Raw genomic sequence first — 18,302 nt, 5'->3', positions numbered from 1 at the left:
ATTCGGCGTCGAACACCTTCTCGCAGTGGCGCGAACGCGGCGCGACCGCCAGTCTGAGCGCAGACGACGCCGAGGAGGATCCCCATGACGCACCGCCCGCTCGCGAGCGACACGTGGGGCATCCCCAGCGGCGACTTCCTCGGCGGATACCTGCTGCTCTGCGGGCTCACCGTGCTTGCGGTCCTCATCGCCCGCAGTGGACCGCGCCGGCCCCCGCGCCGCATCGCGGTCCTCAGCCCCGCCGAGACCGGAATGATGATCGCGGACGGCAACGCCGTCGTCGCCGCCCTCGCGCAGCTGCGCGCCGCCGGCGTGATCGACGCGGACGGGCGCACCGTCCGGCCCGTCACGCGCGAGGACCGCGCCACCCTCGACTGGTTCGTTCGGAGCGTCGCGGACCGGCTCGAGAAGCGGTCGACGTCGCTGGTCCGGGACCTCGAGGCGCCGCTCCGGCAGCTCCGCTCCGGGCTCGTCCGCGACGGTCTGCTGCGGGCGCGCCCGAGCTCGCCGGGTCCGGCCCTGCTGCTCCTGCCGGTGATCGCGCTCGGCGCCGTCCGCATCGTCGCCGGCGCGGTCGGCGCCAAGCCCGTCGGCTTCCTCACCGTCGCCGTCGTCGCCGTGACGGCGACGTTCCTGGTCCTGGCACTCCGGACGCGCAGGCTCACGCCCGCCGGTCGCCGCGAGCTCGCGGCGGCGCGACAGCGGCACGCCCACCTGCACCCGCGGCTGAAGCCGTCGATGCGGACCTACGGCGCCGTCGCCGCGGCGTACGCGGCGGCCCTGTTCGGCGCCGCGGGCCTCGCCCAGCTCGATGCGACGCTCGCGGCGGGGACGTACGCGGCGCAGGCCGGGGCGCTGACGCCGCCGTTCGTGATCGGGGGCGGGGGCGGCTCGTCCAGCTGCGCCTCACCGAGTTCGAGCACCTGCGGTGCGTCGTCGAGTTGCTCCTCGTCGTCGTCGAGCAGCAGCTGCGGCGGAGGCGGCTGCGGCGGGTGAGTCCCGCACCGTCGGGCCGCAGATCGACCCCGGACATGCGAAACGGCGCCCCTCCCTTCCGGGAGAGGCGCCGTTCACGGCTGACTACCTAGATCAGGCGATGATCTTGGTGACGCGGCCGGCACCGACGGTGCGGCCACCCTCGCGGATCGCGAAGCGCAGGCCCTCGTCCATGGCGACCGGCTGGATGAGCTTGACGCTCATCTCGGTGTTGTCGCCGGGCATGACCATCTCGGTGCCCTCGGGGAGGGTCACGACGCCGGTCACGTCCGTGGTGCGGAAGTAGAACTGCGGACGGTAGTTGTTGAAGAACGGGGTGTGGCGGCCGCCCTCGTCCTTCGACAGGATGTACGCCTGGCCCTCGAACTCCGTGTGCGGGGTGGTGGTGCCCGGCTTCACGACGACCTGGCCGCGCTCGACGTCCTCGCGCTTGAGGCCACGGACCAGCAGGCCGACGTTGTCGCCCGCCTGGCCCGAGTCGAGCAGCTTGCGGAACATCTCGATGCCCGTGACGGTGGTCTTGGTCGACTTCTCGCGGATGCCGACGATCTCCACCTCCTCGTTCACGTTGATGATGCCGCGCTCGACGCGACCGGTGACGACGGTGCCACGACCGGTGATCGTGAAGACGTCCTCGACCGGCATCAGGAAGGGCTTGTCGGTCTCACGCTCGGGGTCCGGGATGGACTCGTCGACGGCGTTCATCAGCTCGACGATCGAGTCGACCCACTTGGCATCGCCCTGGAGCGCCTGGTAGCCCGACACGCGGACGACGGGGGCGTCCTCGTCGAACTCCTGCGAACCCAGCAGCTCGCGGACCTCCATCTCGACGAGCTCGAGGATCTCCTCGTCGTCGACCATGTCGCACTTGTTCAGGGCGACCAGGATGTAGGGCACGCCGACCTGGCGGGCGAGCAGCACGTGCTCGCGGGTCTGCGGCATCGGGCCGTCGGTGGCGGCCACGACCAGGATCGCGCCGTCCATCTGGGCGGCACCGGTGATCATGTTCTTGATGTAGTCGGCGTGACCCGGCGCATCGACGTGAGCGTAGTGGCGCTTCTCGGTCTGGTACTCGACGTGCGAGATGTTGATCGTGATGCCACGAGCCTTCTCCTCGGGCGCCTTATCGATCTGATCGAACGCCGAGGCCTCGTTGAGGTCCGGGTACTTCTCGGCCAGAACCTTGGTGATGGCAGCCGTCAGGGTGGTCTTGCCGTGGTCGACGTGACCGATGGTGCCGATGTTCACGTGCGGCTTGGTCCGCTCGAACTTCGCCTTCGCCACTTTGTGTCCTCCTGGACGTAGTGCTTGCCGGGCCGGTTGCCCTGCAAGGGTGTTTATCTTTCGGTTGTTTTCGACGCCACGGCTGGGCCGTGTGTCTGACGCCGCGGCGGAGCCGGGAAGCGCCACGCTCCGGAGAGCGGGGAGATTACTCCCCGTTCACCTTCGCGATGATCTCCTTCGACACGTTCGCCGGAACCTCGGCGTACGAGTCGAAGACCATGGAGTAGTTCGCCCGGCCCTGGGTCTTCGACCGGAGGTCGCCGATGTAGCCGAACATCTCCGACAGCGGGACCTGGGCCTTCACGAGGCGGGCACCGCTGCGTTCCTCCATGGCCTGGATCTGGCCACGGCGGGAGTTGAGGTCGCCGATCACGTCACCCATGTAGTCCTCGGGGGTCGTGACCTCGACAGCCATGATGGGCTCGAGGATGACGGGACCGGCCTGACGTGCTGCCTCCTTGAAGGCCTGCGCGCCGGCGATCTTGAACGCCATCTCGGACGAGTCCACGTCGTGGTACGCGCCGTCGAGCAGCGTGACCTTGACGTTCACCAGCGGGTAGCCCGCGAGCACGCCGTACTGCATCGCGTCCTGGGCGCCGGCGTCGACCGAAGGGATGTACTCCTTCGGGACGCGGCCACCGGTCACGGCGTTGACGAACTCGTAGGTGGCGCCGTCCTCGGCGTCCTCCAGCGGCTCCAGCTTGATGATGACGCGCGCGAACTGGCCCGAGCCACCCGTCTGCTTCTTGTGGGTGTACTCGTGCTTCTCGACGGGACGACGGATCGTCTCGCGGTAGGCCACCTGCGGCTTGCCGACGTTGGCCTCGACCTTGAACTCGCGACGCATGCGGTCGACGAGGATGTCGAGGTGCAGCTCGCCCATGCCGCCGATGACGGTCTGGCCGGTCTGCTCGTCGAGCTCGACGGAGAAGGTGGGGTCCTCCTCGGCGAGCTTCTGGATCGCGACGCCGAGCTTCTCCTGGTCGGACTTGGTCTTCGGCTCGATCGAGACGTTGATGACCGGGTCCGGGAAGGACATGGACTCGAGGACGATCGGGTTCGCCGGATCGCAGAGGGTGTCACCGGTCGTGGTGTTCTTCAGACCGATCATCGCGTAGATGTGACCCGCGGTCGCATCCTCGACGGGCATCTCCTTGTTGGCGTGCATCTGGAAGAGCTTGCCGATGCGCTCCTTGTTGCCCTTCGTGGCGTTGAGCACGCCGGTGCCCGAGTCGATGTGACCCGAGTACACGCGGACGAAGGTCAGCTTGCCGAAGAACGGGTGCGCGGCGATCTTGAAGGCCAGGGCCGCGAAGGGCTCGTCCTTGCTGGGCTTGCGCGAGAGGATCTTCTCCTCGTCGCCCACGGCGTGGCCCTCGATGGAGGGCACGTCGAGCGGGCTGGGGAGGTAGTCGATCACGGCGTCGAGCATGGGCTGCACGCCCTTGTTCTTGAACGCCGAGCCGCACAGCACCGGGTAGAGCTCGCGCTCGACGGTGAGCTTGCGGATCTGCGCCTTGATCTCGTCGATCGAGAGCTCCTCGCCGGCGAAGTACTTCTCCATCAGAGCCTCGTCGGACTCGGCGACGGTCTCGAGCAGCTTCTCGCGGTACTCGGCGGCCTTGTCGGCGAGGTCGGCGGGGATCTCCTCGATGGTCGGCTCGGCGCCGATCTCGACGACGCCGCGCCAGGTGATGGCCTTCATCTCGAGCAGGTCGACGACACCGTCGAACTCGTCCTCAGCGCCGATCGGCAGCTGCAGGACCAGCGGCTTCGCACCGAGGCGGTCCTCGATGGTGCGCACGGTGAAGTAGAAGTCGGCGCCCAGCTTGTCCATCTTGTTGACGAAGCAGATACGCGGGACGTCGTACTTCTCAGCCTGACGCCACACCTGCTCCGACTGGGGCTCGACGCCCTCCTTGCCGTCGAACACGGCGACGGCACCGTCGAGCACGCGGAGCGAACGCTCCACCTCGACGGTGAAGTCGACGTGCCCGGGGGTGTCGATGATGTTGATCTGGTTCTTCTTCCAGAAGCAGGTCACGGCCGCGGAGGTGATGGTGATACCCCGCTCCTTCTCCTGCTCCATCCAGTCGGTGGTCGAGGCACCGTCGTGGGTCTCACCGATCTTGTAGTTCACGCCGGTGTAGAAGAGGATGCGCTCGGTCGTGGTGGTCTTACCGGCATCGATATGCGCCATGATGCCGATGTTGCGGACCTTCGTGAGGTCGGTAAGCACTTCCTGTGCCACGGTGGTAAGCCTCGTTCTCGTTAAAGGATGGTTGGAACGCCGCCGCGGGAGCGGCAACAACTACTCCGGTGTCCCGCGGGCCGGCCGGAGAGGACCGGCCCGCGGGATCAGATCACCAGCGGTAGTGCGCGAACGCCCGGTTGGCCTCGGCCATCTTGTGGGTGTCCTCGCGGCGCTTCACCGAAGCGCCCAGACCGTTGCTCGCGTCGAGGATCTCGTTGGCGAGACGCTCGATCATGGTCTTCTCGCGACGCTGCCGCGTGAAGGTCACCAGCCAGCGCAGCGCGAGGGTGTTGGCGCGACCGGCCTTCACCTCGATCGGCACCTGGTAGGTGGCGCCACCGACGCGGCGGCTCTTCACCTCGAGCGACGGGCGCACGTTGTCGAGCGCCTTCTTCAGCGTGAGAACCGGATCGGTGCCGGTCTTCTCCCGGGTCGCCTCGAGAGCGCCGTAGACGATGCGCTCGGCGGTGGACTTCTTGCCGTCCAGGAGCACCTTGTTCACCAGCTGGGTGACCACGGGCGAGCCGTAGACGGGGTCGTTGACGACGGGGCGCTTGGGCGCCGGTCCCTTACGAGGCATCAGCCCTTCTCCTTCTTCGCGCCGTAGCGGCTCCGCGCCTGCTTGCGGTTCTTGACACCCTGGGTGTCGAGCGAACCGCGGATGATCTTGTAGCGAACACCCGGGAGGTCCTTCACACGACCGCCGCGGACGAGCACCATCGAGTGCTCCTGAAGGTTGTGGCCTTCGCCGGGGATGTACGCGGTGACCTCGACCGAGCTGGTCAGGCGGACGCGGGCGACCTTACGGAGAGCCGAGTTCGGCTTCTTCGGGGTCGTGGTGTAGACGCGGGTGCACACGCCGCGACGCTGCGGCGAGCCCTTGAGGGCGGCCACCTTCGTCTTGGACGCCTTGTCCCGGCGGCCCTTACGGACCAGCTGGTTGATAGTTGGCATAGAAGCGCTGTTTCCTTCGTTTCGGCTGTCGCCGACCGCACGGCCGGCTTGTTCCTACTGCTGCGGTTGTAGCTCCGGGCAAGTCGCGCGCTCCGCGAGGAGTGAACGACTTCCGCAGCGCGGCCCCACCGGCTTCGACGACTCGCGTCGTTTCCGCTGGTCAGTCCCGTTTCCGGGAAGTAGCTACCCGCCTCGCACGTACCCCGAGGTCGGGCGTGTCGCGTGTCCGTGGGCGGTTCCGGAGGTCCGGCCTAGCCATGGGCACGTGAGAATAGTCCTGGTTACCCAGGCACGGCGACCAAGCTTACCCGCCTGAACTCACACTGGTCAAAATGCAGTGCTCTAGAGGCCACGATAGTCGCGCACCGACACCCGCGGTCCGCGCCGTTCGCGGTCGACACCCGCGCGGACCAGCAGCCGGATGACGCGGCCGCGCTGGCCGCGGTAGGGCTCGAGCACATCGAGCATTCCGGGATCGTCCAACGCCTCGCCCGCGAGCGCTATTCCCACGATGCGCGGCAGATGGTAATCGCCCACCGGCACGGCGTCCGGATCGCCGCAGGCCCGGCCGAGCAGGTCGCCCACGGTCCAGGGCCCGATACCGGGGAGGGCCCCGAGCTTCGCGGGCCGGTGCTCGACCTCGACGGCACTGGCTCCGACGATCGTGCGCATCCGCACGGGCTCGACTCCCGCCCGGTGCCACTCCCAGGCGGGGATCGCCGCCCACTCGGACCGCGCGGGCGGAACCCGCAGGTCGGGCCCGCCCGCCGGCCCCGGCGCGACGGTGCCGAACCGGCGGACCAGGTGGCGCCAGGCCCGGAACGCCTCCGCGCCGACGACCTTCTGTTCGAGGACGGTCGGCACGAGGGCCTCCCAGACGCGGTTCGACCGGGCCAGGCGCAGGCCCGGCGACGCCGCCACGGCCCGCTCGACGACGTCGTGACGCGGGACCAGGGCCGACGGATCGTCGGCCGCGCCGACCAGGTCGGGCGCGTTGTCGAGGAGCCACGGCGCCCCGCTCCCCCACGCCTGCGCGGTGACCGTCCCGTCGGCGAGGCGCAGGCGGACGGTCCCGGGGCCGTCCGGGGTGTGCACGGCGCGCCACAGCGCGCCGTCGGGAGTGCGCGCGTAGGCCGGATCGCCCGCGCCGCGACGGAGCACGCCGACGGTGCCGTGCAGGTCGAGGACGTGCCCCGGGGCCCATGAGCGTTCTGCCGTCACCCGGCGAGGCTACGCCGCCCGGTGCCGGTACTTGTCCTCGTACACCCGGGTGCGCCGCCGGTGTTCCTCCAACTGCCTGCCGCTCTCGGTGTGCGGGTCGATGCCGTTGTCGGCGAGCAGCTCCTGCAGGTAGATCGACCGCAGGCCGCCGACGAAGACGATGGCCGGCAGAGCCATCATCGCGACGAGCGCCAGCTTGACCCACAGCGGCGAGGGCAGGACCAGAGCGACGACGAGGAAGGGCACGAACATCAGCGCACCCCGGATGAAGAAGCGACGGTTGTGGCCGGGGCCGGTGGCGTCGTTGACCACCCAGTCGTGCATGGAATCGGGCAGGCGCATCCCCATGAGGTACTTCACCCGCTCGAGGAGGTTCGGTGTGGTGCGAGGCGTGTGCGTGGACATGCCCTCAGGCTACGCTCGTGTGATACCGGTCACAATCTCCGGGAAAGGGCTCACCGTTCGGCGCTGCGACGGTAGGCCAGCGCGGCGGCGCCGGCGAAGATCGCGAACCACACGACCACGTTGACGGCGGCCCCGAGCAGCGAGGTGTGGCCGCCGGTGAGCGTCTCGCCCCCGGTGAGGGGGTACCGGGCCAGGGCCGTGATCCCGTACATCGGCGTGAACTGCGCGAAGGTCAGCATCCCGCCCGAGAGCGGGAAGAAGACGTTGCCGCCGAAGGCGAGCACGGTGAGCAGCAGCCCCGGGACGTGCATCACGATCTCGGGGCGCAGCGCGAGGCCCAGCGCGAGCCCGAGCGCCCCGAACAACGCGGATCCGAGCCACGAGATGAGCAGCGACAGAACCCAGACCTGCGGTTCCGCGTGCGCGCCGGTCACCGCGGAGAGCACCGCGAGCACGACGACGGGCAGCGCGGACATGGTCAGGGCGCTCACCACCTTCGAGGCGATGTAGCCGGGCGGGCGCAGGGGCGTGAGCCGCAGCGTGCGCACCCAGCCCGTCGACCGCTCGGCCGCGACCTGCGCCGCCGTCGTGGTGGCCGCGGCCGCGGAGCCGTACAGGGCGAGCCCGATCATCATCCATGCGGCGAAGTCGCCGTGCGCGAAGTGCGCGTCCGGGCCCGCTTGGGCGTGCAGCGCCAGGTACAGCACCACGGGCAGGACGGTCGTGATGATGAGGGTCTGCCGGTTGCGCAGCTGGCGGCGCACGTCGAGCAGGAGGAACCGGGGCGTGAGACCCCAGGCCGTGCCGGTCGCCGTGGTGGTCGTCGCGGTGGTGGTCATGCCTTCTCCTCGGTGAGCTGCAGGAACGCCTCTTCGAGACCGTGGGTGAGGGTCTCCACGTCGCGGGCGTCGGTACGGGTGAGCAGGAAACGGAGCGCATCGTCCGACGCACGCGGGTCGCCGTCGACGGCGAAGACGGTGCGCTCGCCGCGCACCTCCGCCACCCGGAGCCCGGGCACGGCGGCGACGACGGCGGCCGCACCGTCGGCGCCGAGGACGGCGGAGACCCGCCGGCCGGTGGCGGCGGCGCGGACGTCGGCGGTCGCGCCGTCGGCGACGATCCGCCCGCCGGCGATCATCACCACCCGGTCGGCGAACTGGTCCGCCTCCTCGAGGTAGTGGGTGGCGAAGAGGACCGTCGTGCCGCGGCGGGCGTCGGCGCGGACGGCGGCCCAGAACCGCCGGCGGGCGTCGACGTCCATGCCCGCCGTGGGCTCGTCGAGGACGAGCAGGTCGGGCTCCGCGAGCAGCGCCAGCGCGAACCGCAGGGCCTGCTGCTGCCCGCCGGAGCACTTCCCGACGGTGCGCCGCCGCAGGTCGTCGAGGCCCGCGCGGGCGATCGCGGCGTCCGGGTCCGAGCCGGGGTGCAGCGCGGCGATCAGCTCGACGGTGTCCTGCACGGTGAGGGTGGGCAGGAGGCCGCCCGACTGCTGCACCGCGGCGACGGTGCCGGTGTGCGCGGCCGCGCCGGAGTCCGGGGTGATGAGACCGAGGATCATGTCGATCGTGGTGCTCTTCCCCGCCCCGTTGGGGCCGAGGAAGGCGACGACCTCGCCCTGCCGGACGGTGAGGTCGACGCCGTCGACGGCGGTGAAGCGCTCGCCCGTCGCGCTCGCATAGGTCTTGGTCAGGGATCTCAGGGTCAGTGCCGGTGTCATGACGTCGACGATGCCCGTGACCTGCGACGATCGGATCCACCCAGGGGTGGAGGTGCGGGTGGAGATCGATGCTGTGATCCACATCACAAGCGGAGTAGATTCTCTGCCATGCGCCTGCGACTGTCCCTCCCCCTCGCGGCGGTGGCCGCCCTGTGCGCGGCCGCTCCGGCCGTGGCTGCGACACCTCCGACCGGCGCCCTGCTCGGCGAATTCACGCAGAATCAGCTGGAGAACTGCGCCGCGATCTGCCCGTACGCCGTACAGGGCGCGGCCGGGGTACCCGCGGGCGTGCTCGCGGCGCCGGCCGCGGCCCTGGTGGCCGCCCCGGGTGGACCGTTCCGCGCCCTCGGCGCGGGGGCGGCCGCCGTGACCGGGCCCGCGGACGCCGCGATGACCGGCATCATCGGCAACGACCTCAATCAGGTGGTGCCGCGGTTCCAGAACGGGGTGGTCATCGGCCTGCTCGACCTGATGCGGATCGGCGGTGGCACCGGGTCGATCGGGGCGCTGCGTACCGATCTGTTCGCCGCGCTGCAGGAGCCGCTACCGCCGGTGGCCCCGACACCGCCTCCGCTCACGACACCCCCGCCCTTCGGCATCACGCCGGCGCCGCAGGGCCCGGCCGAGACGGCGCTCGTACAGGGGACGAACGCCTTCTTCGCGGCGGCGTTCTACGTTCCCGAACTGTCGCTGCTCGGGGCGACGCAGACCGCGAACGCCACGGCGACGACGCTCGCGCGGTCGGACGACCCCGTCGCGGCCGTCCAGGCCGGATTGGAGGCCGCGGGCGCCGTGGCCGCGGAGAACGGGCGGATCCTGGCGGACGCACTGGCCGCGCCCACGGCGAGCACCTCCCGCGAGCGCCCCTCCGGGAGCGAGCCGACCGCGAGCGAGCCCGCCGCTGTCGCGAGCACACCGACGGACGAGGCCGGGGCGGCGGCCACCACCGGATCCGACGGGGCCGGCGAGCACGCCGGTCCCCCGGACGCCACGGGAGCGACGGAATCCTCGACCGGCGCCGCGGACGCCGACGGATCCGCGGACGGCGGCGACTGAGAGGCCGCGCCCCAGGCGGGATCAGGCTCCGGCTGCGGCGGCCCTGGCCTCGATCCGCGCCCGCACCTCGGGCCGGCGCAGCGGCGGGACCGTCTTCGGCGGCTGACGGCGCGCGGGCAGCGCGTCGAGCAGTTCCTCGGTGGCGGCGGTGACCTTGGCGACGGCCTTCTCGAAGGCGTCGCGATTGGCGTCGCTCACCTTCTGGACGCCCGAGACCTTGCGCACGTACTGGCGCGCGGCGGCCTCGATCTCCTCGTCGGTGGCGGCGGGCTCGAGTCCTCGCAGTTCAGTGATGTTCCGGCACATGCTCCGACGTTACCGCCGGTCGCGGGCTAGCGGAAGTCGTAGTCGACCAGCGGGAACCGATCCTGCGTTCGAACGGCGTCCCGCACTGTGGTGGGCCGGAACAGCGCGGCCTCGCCGCGACCGTTGATCCAGTACGAGTTCGACGAGACGCAATCCCCCAACCGGAACACCGAGTCCTCGAGGAGGCCCTCCATCCGCTCGAGGAACCGAGCGTTCGCCGTTTCGGTCACCTCGAAAACGGCGGCGCCGCGCCGATCGAGCTCACCGAACAGCCGCCGGATGTGTCGCATCTGGTACTCGACGGTGTTGAACCAGGACAGGCCGACCCACGAGTACGGGCTGGCGAGAGTGAGGAAATTGGGGAAGCCCGGGACCGAGACTCCTTCATAGGCCTGGAACCTGGTCTGGCGCCACCACTCGCCCAGGTTCTTACCGTCCCGCCCGATCACCGTCACCGCGGGCAGGTTGGTCTTCCAGACGTCGAAGCCCGTGGCCAGGACCAGGGTGTCGATCTCGCGTCGGGTGCCGTCGACTCCGATCACCGCCCCCTCGTCGATCCGGTCGATGCTCTCGGTATCGAGCCGGACGTTCGGGCGCGCGAGAGCGCGGTAGTACGAGTTCGACACCGTCGGCCGCTTGCACCCGTAGTCGTACGACGGGGTGAGGGCGGCCCGAAGACGGCGGTCACGCAGCGACACGAAGCGGTGCACGCCCGCGGCGCGCGCGGCCGCGCTGTTGAGCCGGCGGAACCAGCGATAGCGCCACATCGCGACCACCATGAGGAACTCCATGAACGAATCGGTCACCAACCGCACCGCCCGCTGGGTGACGGGATAGCGCGCGAACACCGACCGCACCGGTCGCGGGAAGGGAACATCCAACTTGGGCATCACCCAGATCGGGGTCCGCTGGTAGACGGTGAGATCGGCGGCCCGTTTCGCCAGTTCCGGGATCACCTGCACTGCGGTGGATCCGGTGCCGATGACCGCGACCCGCTCGCCGTCGAACGCGTGATCGGGGTCCCAGCGCGCCGTGTGGACGACGGCACCCTCGAAACGCTCGATCCCGGGGATGTCCGGCGTCGCCGGCTGCGACAGGAAACCCGTGGCGCACACCAGGAAGCGGGTCCGCACCGGGTCTCCCTCGGCGAAGTGGACCGTCCACCGGCCGGACTCCTCGTCCCAATCGGCGCGGCGTACGTCGAGACCGAAGCGCATGTGTCGCCGCACGTCGTACTTGTCCGCGACGCGGCCGGCGTACGCCTTCAACTCGGGACCGCGCGCATACATGCCCGACCAGTCGGGGTTGGGTTCGAACCAGTACGAGAACGTCGTCGACGGGACGTCGACGGTCAGCCCGGGGTACCTGTTCACGTGCCATGTGCCGCCGAGATCGTCCTCCCGGTCGACGATCAGGAGTCGCTCGAATCCCAGTTCCTTCAGCGCGATCGCGGCACCGATCCCGCCGAATCCCGCGCCGACGACGACGACGTCGACGTCCTCGGTTCCGTTGCCGCTCACGTGCACGCACCTCCTCGTGCGACGCGCGCGCCGCGGGTAGCCTCCGATGTATGGAATTGCAATCGGCACGGGTCCTGATCACCGGCGCCACAGGCGGACTGGGCGGCGCACTCGCGTCCGCGTTCGCCGCGCACGGCGCGCACCTGATCCTCAGCGGCCGCCGAGCGGACGAGCTGGGCCGCCTCGCCGCCGCGGTGGACGGCCGGGCGGTGCCGGCGGATCTCAGCGATCCCGCGGCACCGGCCGCGCTCCTCGCCGAATGCGGCCCGATCGACGTGCTCGTCGCCGCGGCCGCTCTCCCGGCATCCGGCGAACTCCGGGACTACACCACCGAGGAACTCGATCGCGCGTTCGCCGTGAACCTGCGTGCGCCGGTACTCCTGGCGAAGCTGGCTTCCGAAGCGATGCGCGAGCGCGGGACGGGCGGGCATGTCGTGTTCCTCTCGTCGCTGTCGGGTAAGTCGGCGTCGGCGCGGATGTCGCTGTACAACGCCACCAAGTTCGGGCTCCGTGGATTCGCCCTCGCTCTCCGCGAGGAGCTGCGTCCCTACGAGATCGGCGTCTCCTCGGTCCTTCCCGGGCCCGTCCGGGACGCGGGAATGTTCGCCGACAGCGGTGTCCGGGTCCCGCGCGCGGCCACGTGCACGGCAGCGCAGGTGGCGCGTTCCACCGTGCGTGCGGTGGAACGCAACCGCGGTGAGGTCGTGGTCGCCCCCTTGCCCCTGCGGATCATCACCACGCTCGGCGCGCTGGCCCCCGGGGCGGCGGCCGCGGTGTCCCGCCGGACCGGGAATGACGAGCTGATGGCCGCCGTCAGTGCGGGACAACGTCGCAAGCGGTGATCACCCCACCGCGGCGGCGGGTGCGGCGAGACCCGTAGCGGCGGCCGCGTCGCTCACCATCTTCTTGAACGAGACCATCCCGCCCTGCTGCTTGGCAGGAGCCGTCGAGCCGGAGTCGCGCACCTGCGGGGTCGCGGACGGAGCCCCGTTCACCTCGGACGGCTTGACCTGCTGCGCCGCGACCGGCGCGACCCGCTCCGCCGCAGGCTTGACCCACTGCTGCATCGCAGGCTTGACCTGCTGCGCCGCGACCGGCGCGACCCGCTCCGCCGCAGGCTTGACCCACTGCTGCACCGCAGGCTTGACCTGCTGCGCCGCGACCGGCGCGACCCGCTGCTGCGACACAGGCGTGATCCTCTGCGGCGCAGCCGGCTTCACCCGCTGCTGTGCCGCAGGCGTGACCTGCTGCACCGCGACCGGCGCGACCCCCTGCTGCGACACAGGCGTGATCCGCTGCGGCGCAGACGGCTTCACCCGCTGCTGCGACACAGGCGTGATTCGCTGCGGCGCGGGCGGCGTGATCCGCTGCGCCGCAGCCGGGGTCGCAGCGGGCACCGGCTGCTGCAGCCCGGGGATCACGCCCGGAATCTGCAGATTCGGCACGACGGGCGCGATGGTCTGGACCACCTGCTCGACCACGTTCTGCGGCGCGACCGGCTGCTGCACCACCGCCGTCCGCTGCGGAGCGGCCGCAGCGGGTGTCACGGGGGGCCCGCCGAAGAGGCGGGACACGGCCGCGGTTGCGGAGCCCGGAACCGGCCGAGCGGCAGTCGCACTCGCGGCTCGGGCGCGCGGCTTCGCCGGCGACTGCAGCGACGCCGCCGCGACGTCATCGGCCAGGCTCCGGTAGTCCCTGTCCACGGATGCTCTCGCCGCCCCGAGGTCCGCCGGCGTGGGATCCGGCGGCCGGACGCCGGCCACGATGCCGTCGATCGCCTTCTGGATCTCCGTACCGAGGTCCGTGGGCCGGCTGCGGCCGCTCGCCTGATCCGCCTGGGCCTTGGCGATGGACTTCTTCAGGCGGGCCTGCCCCGCCTCGCTCCACAGCGAGAGCGCATCGACATCGGGGGCCAGCGGGACGCCGGGGCGGCGGTTGTTCCAGTTGTCCGACGTGAACCGCTGCCCCAGGTCGGTGATCGTGTACCAGTTGCCGAGCAGCGGGATCCGCGAAAGCGATCCCGGGGCCCCCTTCGGGCCTCCCTTGACGAACTGGCAGGGCAGGCAATAGGTCCCATCGACCATCGGGTCGAGAGAGGCGCCCGCCTCCTTTCCCAACCGGCCGTAGGTGCTCGAGATCATCCCGGCCGTGGGCACGGGCTTGATGCCCTCCGGCGTCTTCGTCAGGGTGTACCAGATGGCGCGCGGCACGCCGAACACGTCGATCCGCTGCGTGGTGTTCGACCACGGCATGATGATCGACGGATCGATGGTGTTCCGCACGGTGCCGTAGGAAACCCCCTGGACCAGCTGCCAGGGCATCACCTTGAAGTAGTCGGTCCAGTACGTCGGGTCGTCGCACGGGGCCGGGGCTCCCGTGCAGTCGGCCGTCATGGGGAAGTTCGCCTGCATGGTGACGTTGATCGGATCCGCCAACGCCTGCGCGACCGCCGGGAACGGCACGAGCCAGGACGCGAGCCCGTTGACCTTCGCGAGGTCCGCGTGGTCGAAGCCGAGAACGTTGCTGGGCATGTAGAGCCACCAGTTGCCGCTCAGCTTCAGCGCGTCCGCGACTCGCCCTGCGCCGGCCACCTGGTTCGCGGGAATGTTGGCGATCGCCTCGACGACGTTCTGCGGGATGTTCGCCACCGAGCCCTCGTACGTGGCGGGCACGGACGGCGAGGAGGCCGCGGGCGGCGTGGCCGACCTCCCGACGGCCCTGGCGGGCGGCGTGGCCGACCTCCCGACAGCCCTGGCGGCGGGCGCCGTCGCGCGGGCCGGAGGAAGCGCAAGGGGCGCCGGGGGGACGAAGGCAGCCGGTACCCCGGCGCGCGCAGGCGGAGGTGCTGGGGCGGCCGGCGGTGTGGCCCCGGCCGGGGCGGCGAGGACTCCGGTAGCGGCGGCGGTCGCCGCGGCGATGACAGCGGCGGTGGACTTCGACGAAACCACGATAGGTGACCCTCTTCGCATCGGTTCTGCTACAGCATCCGAGGCGGACTATACCCGCACCTTTGCAATCGCACACAGTGAACGGTTCGCGCCCGCGCGCCGCGCCACGCCGCAGGTCACGACCCGGGATCCAACCAGTACCGACGGCCGTATCCGTCGCGGTGCGTGACGTCGCCGACGGCCTTGCGCGCCGACGGTCCGTACCTGCCGCGCGGCCAACCGAGGGGCACCACGCAGACCGGCGTCACGTTCGACGGGAGACCGAGGATCCGCCTGGCCGCCACCAGGTTCCAGAGCGGCATCGTGACCAGCGAGGCCCCCAGCCCCATCGCGCGCGCCGTCAACAGCAGGTTCTGGACACCGGGATAGATCGACCCCCAGTAGCCGCTCTCGGCGACGTGCGGCATGCGGAACACCGGCACGCGCCCCTCGGCGACACCGAGCCGCAGGCAGGCCACCACGAGGACGGGAATGTCGGCGAAGTGGTCCACCTGCCACTGCACCGCCTTCGCCATGCGCGCCTTCGCATCGTCACGCGCCGCCACTCGCCGGTAGACCGTGCGCCAGTACACGCCCCACGACCGGCGGTACTGCCGCGCCAGGCGTTCCTTGATCGCGCGGTCCTGCACCACGACGAACTCCCACTGCTGGCCGTTCTGGCCGGTGGGCGCACGCTGCGCCGCCTCGATGCAGCGCAGCACGAGGGCATCGTCGACGGGGTCCGGCAGGACGCGACGGATCGCCCGTTGCGTCGCCATCGCCTCGACCAGGGGCATCGCCGCCAGGCGGGCGAGCGCCTCCTGCGTGGTGGGTATCGGCTCGGCCATCTCAGGCGTCCTCCGCGATCCTCGCGGCGAGGCCGCGCGCGGCTTCGAGGTGTGCGGGCTGCACGTTGGTCGGCGGGATCGCGACCCCGAGGTACTTCTCGCGCTGCTCTCCCGAGCCGAGGAACGAGGTGAGCGAGAGCATCGACGTGAGCTGATCGCCCGGGTACGTGGCATGCACCTCGCCCGCGTACCGTCCGCCCTGCCACTGCGCCAGGTCGCGCACCTCGTCGTGGTTGCCGCGCCACCGATCCCGGCACGCCACGAACACCGCGAACCGCCGGCCGGCCAACAGGCGCCGGGCATCGTCGGAACGCAGGAACGAGCGGACGGGGATGCTCGCGCGATCCCACCACGTCGGGGAGCCGATGCAGATCAGGTCGTACGGGCCGTCGTTGACCTGCGGCGGCACGCGCACCTCGCCGACGGCGCCGCGCGCCTGCGCGGGCACCAGCGACAGCATCGTCCGCCACACGTGCCGCAGCGGGAACCGCGACAGCCTCGGGGCGTATCGCCGGTCGGTCAGCTCCAGCCGGGCGTCCACGACCTCCCAGCCGCGCTCCACCAGCGCGTCACCCGCGGCCCGCACCAACCGCTCCGACTGCCCGGTGAAGCTGTAGGACAACAGAAGCGCCCGCGGGCGTCGCCGCTCATCCGGCACCGTCTCCCCTTTCGAGGTCATTCCCGCATCACCCACTTGCATGTGCAACTCTAACCGAGCTTTCGCGCACTATCGCGCGACATCGCAAAGCGGGTGACGTACCGTGTCATCCATGCCCCCCAAGGCCACGGTCGACCTCAGTGGCGCCGCACAGACGATGCTCACCACGCTCTATCTGAAAGCGCTGGACGCGGATTCGGACCGGCCGGTGCTCGGCGACCGGTTCGCGCTCGACGCGGTCTCCGGCATCGACTACGACTGGGACTCGCTCGGCGTGTCCGCCCGGTGGGCACCGCTCGCGACGGTGCGGACCGCGCAGTTCGACCGGTGGACGCGCGAGTTCCTGCAGCGGCACCCGGAGGCCACCGTCGTGCACCTCGGCTGCGGTCTCGACAGTCGCGTCTTCCGCATCGACCCGGGCCCGCAGGTGCGCTGGTTCGACGTGGACTTCCCCGGCGTGATCGACCTTCGCCGCCAGGTGTACCCGGAGCGCGCCGGCTACCACCTGCTGGCCAGCTCGGCCACGGATCACGATTGGCTGCAGAGCATTCCGGCGGACCGCCCGACGCTCCTGGTGGCCGAGGGCATCAGCATGTACCTCACCGCCGCCGAGGGCACCGGCATCCTGCGCGCGTTCACGGACCGCTTCCCCGAGGGCGAGGTGCAGATCGACTTCTACAGTCGCCTGGCGATCCGCAGCCAGCGGATGCACAAGCTCAACCGCACCACCGGCTCGGTCCTGTACTGGGGTGTCGACGATCCGGCGGAGGTCATCGCGGAGGTGCCCGAGCTGCGCCGGGTCGACCGTCGCGGCTTCTTCGACGCCGATACCTTCGCCGGTAGCTCGCGGGCGTTCGCAGCGCTCGACGGCGTGAGCCGGATCGTGCGGCCCCTGCGCCGGGCACTGCAGTACCACCGCTACGCCTTCGGCCCCACCACCTGAGCCTCCAGCAACTCGGCCACCACGTCGAGCGAGCGCGCCGGATCGACTCCGTGCGTGTGGTACTCGAGCTGCAACCGACCGGCGAAGACCTTGCTCGTGTACATCTCGATCCCGGAGGCGACCTGGAAGTACAGCTCGCCGTGCACCGCGCTCAGCTCGACGCCGGGCGGAGTCCGCACCGGGGGCACGACCCCGTTGTCGGTCACCATCACCATGTCCGGCAGCCCCGGCGGATTCCCCACGTAGGCGGGGCGGAAGTGCAGCAGCGACTGCTGGATCACGCCCTCCGCCAGGTCCGCCCGGAAGGTCTCGGCGATGTCCCGGGCGAGCGTGAGCACTTCCGTGGTCGCGTCGATCTCCGCGAGATAGGTCGCGATGCCCACCGGGTTCGTGACCCCGGTGGCGGACACCGCCGGGGTCAGCACGTAGCGCAGATCCACCGGGTAGATGTACGGGACCGGAACCGCGGTGGCGCCGCGGAGCCGCCACTCGGCGAGCAGCACCGCGGCGGAGACGATGCCGTTCACGCTCACCCGCTCCGCCCGCGACAGGGCGAACAGCGCATCGGTGGTCGCGGCGTCGAAGGTGTGCTGCGCCATCGGTACCCGGATGGGCCGGTCGGGGTGCTCGCCGGTGACCGCGCGGTGCGAGGGCGGCAGGTCGTACGCGTACATCGCGGGCATGAACCGCTCCAGTCCGGAACGCCGCTGCTTGACCACGTTCCGCTCGGCGAGGACCGTCTCCAGCGGCGGGGGCGCCGGGCGCAGCGGCCCGGGCCGGCAGTCGCCGGTCGTCACCAGATCGGTGTAGATGCCGAACAGTTCCTCGATCAGCGCGAACTGGTGGTGCCCGTCGGCGAGCGCGTGGTGCACGTACAGCGTGGCGCCGATCTCCTCCCCGCTGGTGTCCACCACGAGCCGCACCAGGGACTGCGCCTGGTCGAACCGCTGCTCCTCGTCGGCGCCGGACGCGAGCACGATCCCCGCCGGGAGCAGCTCGTCGGCGACGATGCGGAAGCCGTCCTCGCCGTCGGGTTCGATCCGCGCCGCGAGGACGGGATGCACCTCGAGCAGGGTCTCGAACGCCTCGTTCAACAGCTCGATGTCCACCGGGCCGCGCAGGTGGGCACCGAGGCCCACGAAGTTGTGCGTCTCGGCGAACATCTTCTCGCTCTCCGCCAGCGGGCGCAGCACCGAGGAATCGAACATCGCTT

Annotated in this window: 18 protein-coding genes; 4 read left to right on the top strand and 14 right to left on the bottom strand. The window is 70.7% G+C overall.

Going from position 1 to position 18,302, the window contains the following annotated elements:
* The first annotated feature begins 84 nt into the window (after positions 1 to 84).
* Positions 85 to 996 carry a TIGR04222 domain-containing membrane protein gene (locus tag FK530_RS02730; protein WP_146485421.1) on the top strand — a complete coding sequence of 304 codons (912 nt, stop codon included), beginning with the start codon at positions 85 to 87 and terminating at the stop codon, positions 994 to 996.
* A 93-nt stretch (positions 997 to 1,089) separates the two neighbouring features.
* Here the strand turns inward: FK530_RS02730 and tuf are convergent, their stop codons facing one another.
* The 8 genes from tuf to FK530_RS02690 form a co-directional block, all read right to left on the bottom strand.
* Positions 1,090 to 2,280, bottom strand: a complete 1,191-nt coding sequence (gene tuf, locus FK530_RS02725; RefSeq protein WP_068522689.1) for an elongation factor Tu — start codon at positions 2,278 to 2,280, stop codon at positions 1,090 to 1,092.
* Between the two features lie 145 nt (positions 2,281 to 2,425).
* Positions 2,426 to 4,531, bottom strand: a complete 2,106-nt coding sequence (gene fusA / locus FK530_RS02720) for an elongation factor G (protein ID WP_146485420.1) — start codon at positions 4,529 to 4,531, stop codon at positions 2,426 to 2,428.
* A 112-nt stretch (positions 4,532 to 4,643) separates the two neighbouring features.
* Positions 4,644 to 5,114 carry a 30S ribosomal protein S7 gene (gene rpsG / locus FK530_RS02715; RefSeq protein WP_068533086.1) on the bottom strand — a complete coding sequence of 157 codons (471 nt, stop codon included), beginning with the start codon at positions 5,112 to 5,114 and terminating at the stop codon, positions 4,644 to 4,646.
* Positions 5,114 to 5,488: a 30S ribosomal protein S12 gene (gene rpsL, locus FK530_RS02710; protein ID WP_068522692.1), complete on the bottom strand. Its 375-nt coding sequence runs from the start codon at positions 5,486 to 5,488 to the stop codon at positions 5,114 to 5,116. The genes rpsG and rpsL overlap by 1 nt, the downstream gene beginning before the upstream one ends.
* A gap of 342 nt (positions 5,489 to 5,830) precedes the next feature.
* Positions 5,831 to 6,709 (bottom strand): DNA-3-methyladenine glycosylase family protein, encoded by an 879-nt coding sequence (locus tag FK530_RS02705; RefSeq protein WP_146485419.1) that lies wholly within the window; start codon positions 6,707 to 6,709, stop codon positions 5,831 to 5,833.
* Between the two features lie 9 nt (positions 6,710 to 6,718).
* Entirely contained in the window at positions 6,719 to 7,114 is a 396-nt protein-coding gene (locus FK530_RS02700; protein ID WP_146485418.1) for a DUF5313 family protein, read from the bottom strand.
* Between the two features lie 50 nt (positions 7,115 to 7,164).
* Positions 7,165 to 7,953 (bottom strand): ABC transporter permease, encoded by a 789-nt coding sequence (locus FK530_RS02695; RefSeq protein ID WP_146485417.1) that lies wholly within the window; start codon positions 7,951 to 7,953, stop codon positions 7,165 to 7,167.
* The gene (locus tag FK530_RS02690) at positions 7,950 to 8,831 is read right to left on the bottom strand and encodes an ABC transporter ATP-binding protein (protein ID WP_146485638.1); all 882 of its coding nucleotides are present in this window, start codon (positions 8,829 to 8,831) and stop codon (positions 7,950 to 7,952) included. Before FK530_RS02690 ends, FK530_RS02695 begins: the two co-directional genes overlap by 4 nt.
* A 108-nt stretch (positions 8,832 to 8,939) precedes the next feature.
* Between FK530_RS02690 and FK530_RS02685 the strand changes: the two genes are divergently transcribed.
* Entirely contained in the window at positions 8,940 to 9,887 is a 948-nt protein-coding gene (locus FK530_RS02685) for a hypothetical protein (RefSeq protein WP_146485416.1), read from the top strand.
* A gap of 21 nt (positions 9,888 to 9,908) precedes the next feature.
* On the opposite strand, the gene FK530_RS02680 is transcribed toward FK530_RS02685, so the two are convergent.
* Together FK530_RS02680 and FK530_RS02675 are read right to left on the bottom strand one after the other, a co-directional pair.
* Positions 9,909 to 10,193: a DUF2277 domain-containing protein gene (locus FK530_RS02680; protein ID WP_146485415.1), complete on the bottom strand. Its 285-nt coding sequence runs from the start codon at positions 10,191 to 10,193 to the stop codon at positions 9,909 to 9,911.
* Between the two features lie 26 nt (positions 10,194 to 10,219).
* Complete coding sequence (locus FK530_RS02675; protein ID WP_146485414.1) at positions 10,220 to 11,713, bottom strand: flavin-containing monooxygenase; 1,494 nt, start codon at positions 11,711 to 11,713, stop codon at positions 10,220 to 10,222.
* A gap of 50 nt (positions 11,714 to 11,763) precedes the next feature.
* On the opposite strand from FK530_RS02675, the gene FK530_RS02670 reads away from it, so the two are divergent.
* On the top strand, positions 11,764 to 12,555 hold the full coding sequence (locus tag FK530_RS02670; RefSeq protein ID WP_146485413.1) for an SDR family NAD(P)-dependent oxidoreductase: 792 nt from the start codon (positions 11,764 to 11,766) through the stop codon (positions 12,553 to 12,555).
* Here FK530_RS02670 and FK530_RS02665 read toward each other — a convergent pair whose 3' ends face one another.
* The 3 genes from FK530_RS02665 to FK530_RS02655 form a co-directional block, all read right to left on the bottom strand.
* On the bottom strand, positions 12,556 to 14,661 hold the full coding sequence (locus FK530_RS02665) for a hypothetical protein (protein WP_146485412.1): 2,106 nt from the start codon (positions 14,659 to 14,661) through the stop codon (positions 12,556 to 12,558).
* Positions 14,662 to 14,777: 116 nt separating this feature from the next.
* Entirely contained in the window at positions 14,778 to 15,488 is a 711-nt protein-coding gene (locus FK530_RS02660) for a nitroreductase family protein (RefSeq protein ID WP_146485411.1), read from the bottom strand.
* A gap of 1 nt (position 15,489) precedes the next feature.
* Entirely contained in the window at positions 15,490 to 16,167 is a 678-nt protein-coding gene (locus tag FK530_RS02655; protein ID WP_146485410.1) for a flavodoxin family protein, read from the bottom strand.
* Positions 16,168 to 16,258: 91 nt separating this feature from the next.
* On the opposite strand from FK530_RS02655, the gene FK530_RS02650 reads away from it, so the two are divergent.
* Entirely contained in the window at positions 16,259 to 17,089 is an 831-nt protein-coding gene (locus FK530_RS02650) for a class I SAM-dependent methyltransferase (RefSeq protein ID WP_146485409.1), read from the top strand.
* Here FK530_RS02650 and FK530_RS02645 read toward each other — a convergent pair.
* The gene (locus tag FK530_RS02645; RefSeq protein WP_146485408.1) at positions 17,065 to 18,297 is read right to left on the bottom strand and encodes a phthiocerol/phthiodiolone dimycocerosyl transferase family protein; all 1,233 of its coding nucleotides are present in this window, start codon (positions 18,295 to 18,297) and stop codon (positions 17,065 to 17,067) included. The two genes, FK530_RS02650 and FK530_RS02645, sit on opposite strands and share 25 nt — an antisense overlap.
* Between the last annotated feature and the right edge of the window lie 5 nt (positions 18,298 to 18,302).

The organism is Tsukamurella conjunctivitidis (assembly GCF_007858475.1).
Lineage (GTDB): Bacteria > Actinomycetota > Actinomycetes > Mycobacteriales > Mycobacteriaceae > Tsukamurella > Tsukamurella conjunctivitidis.
Note: the sequence above shows the minus strand (reverse complement) of the source record. Positions and strands in the feature narration are given on the sequence as shown.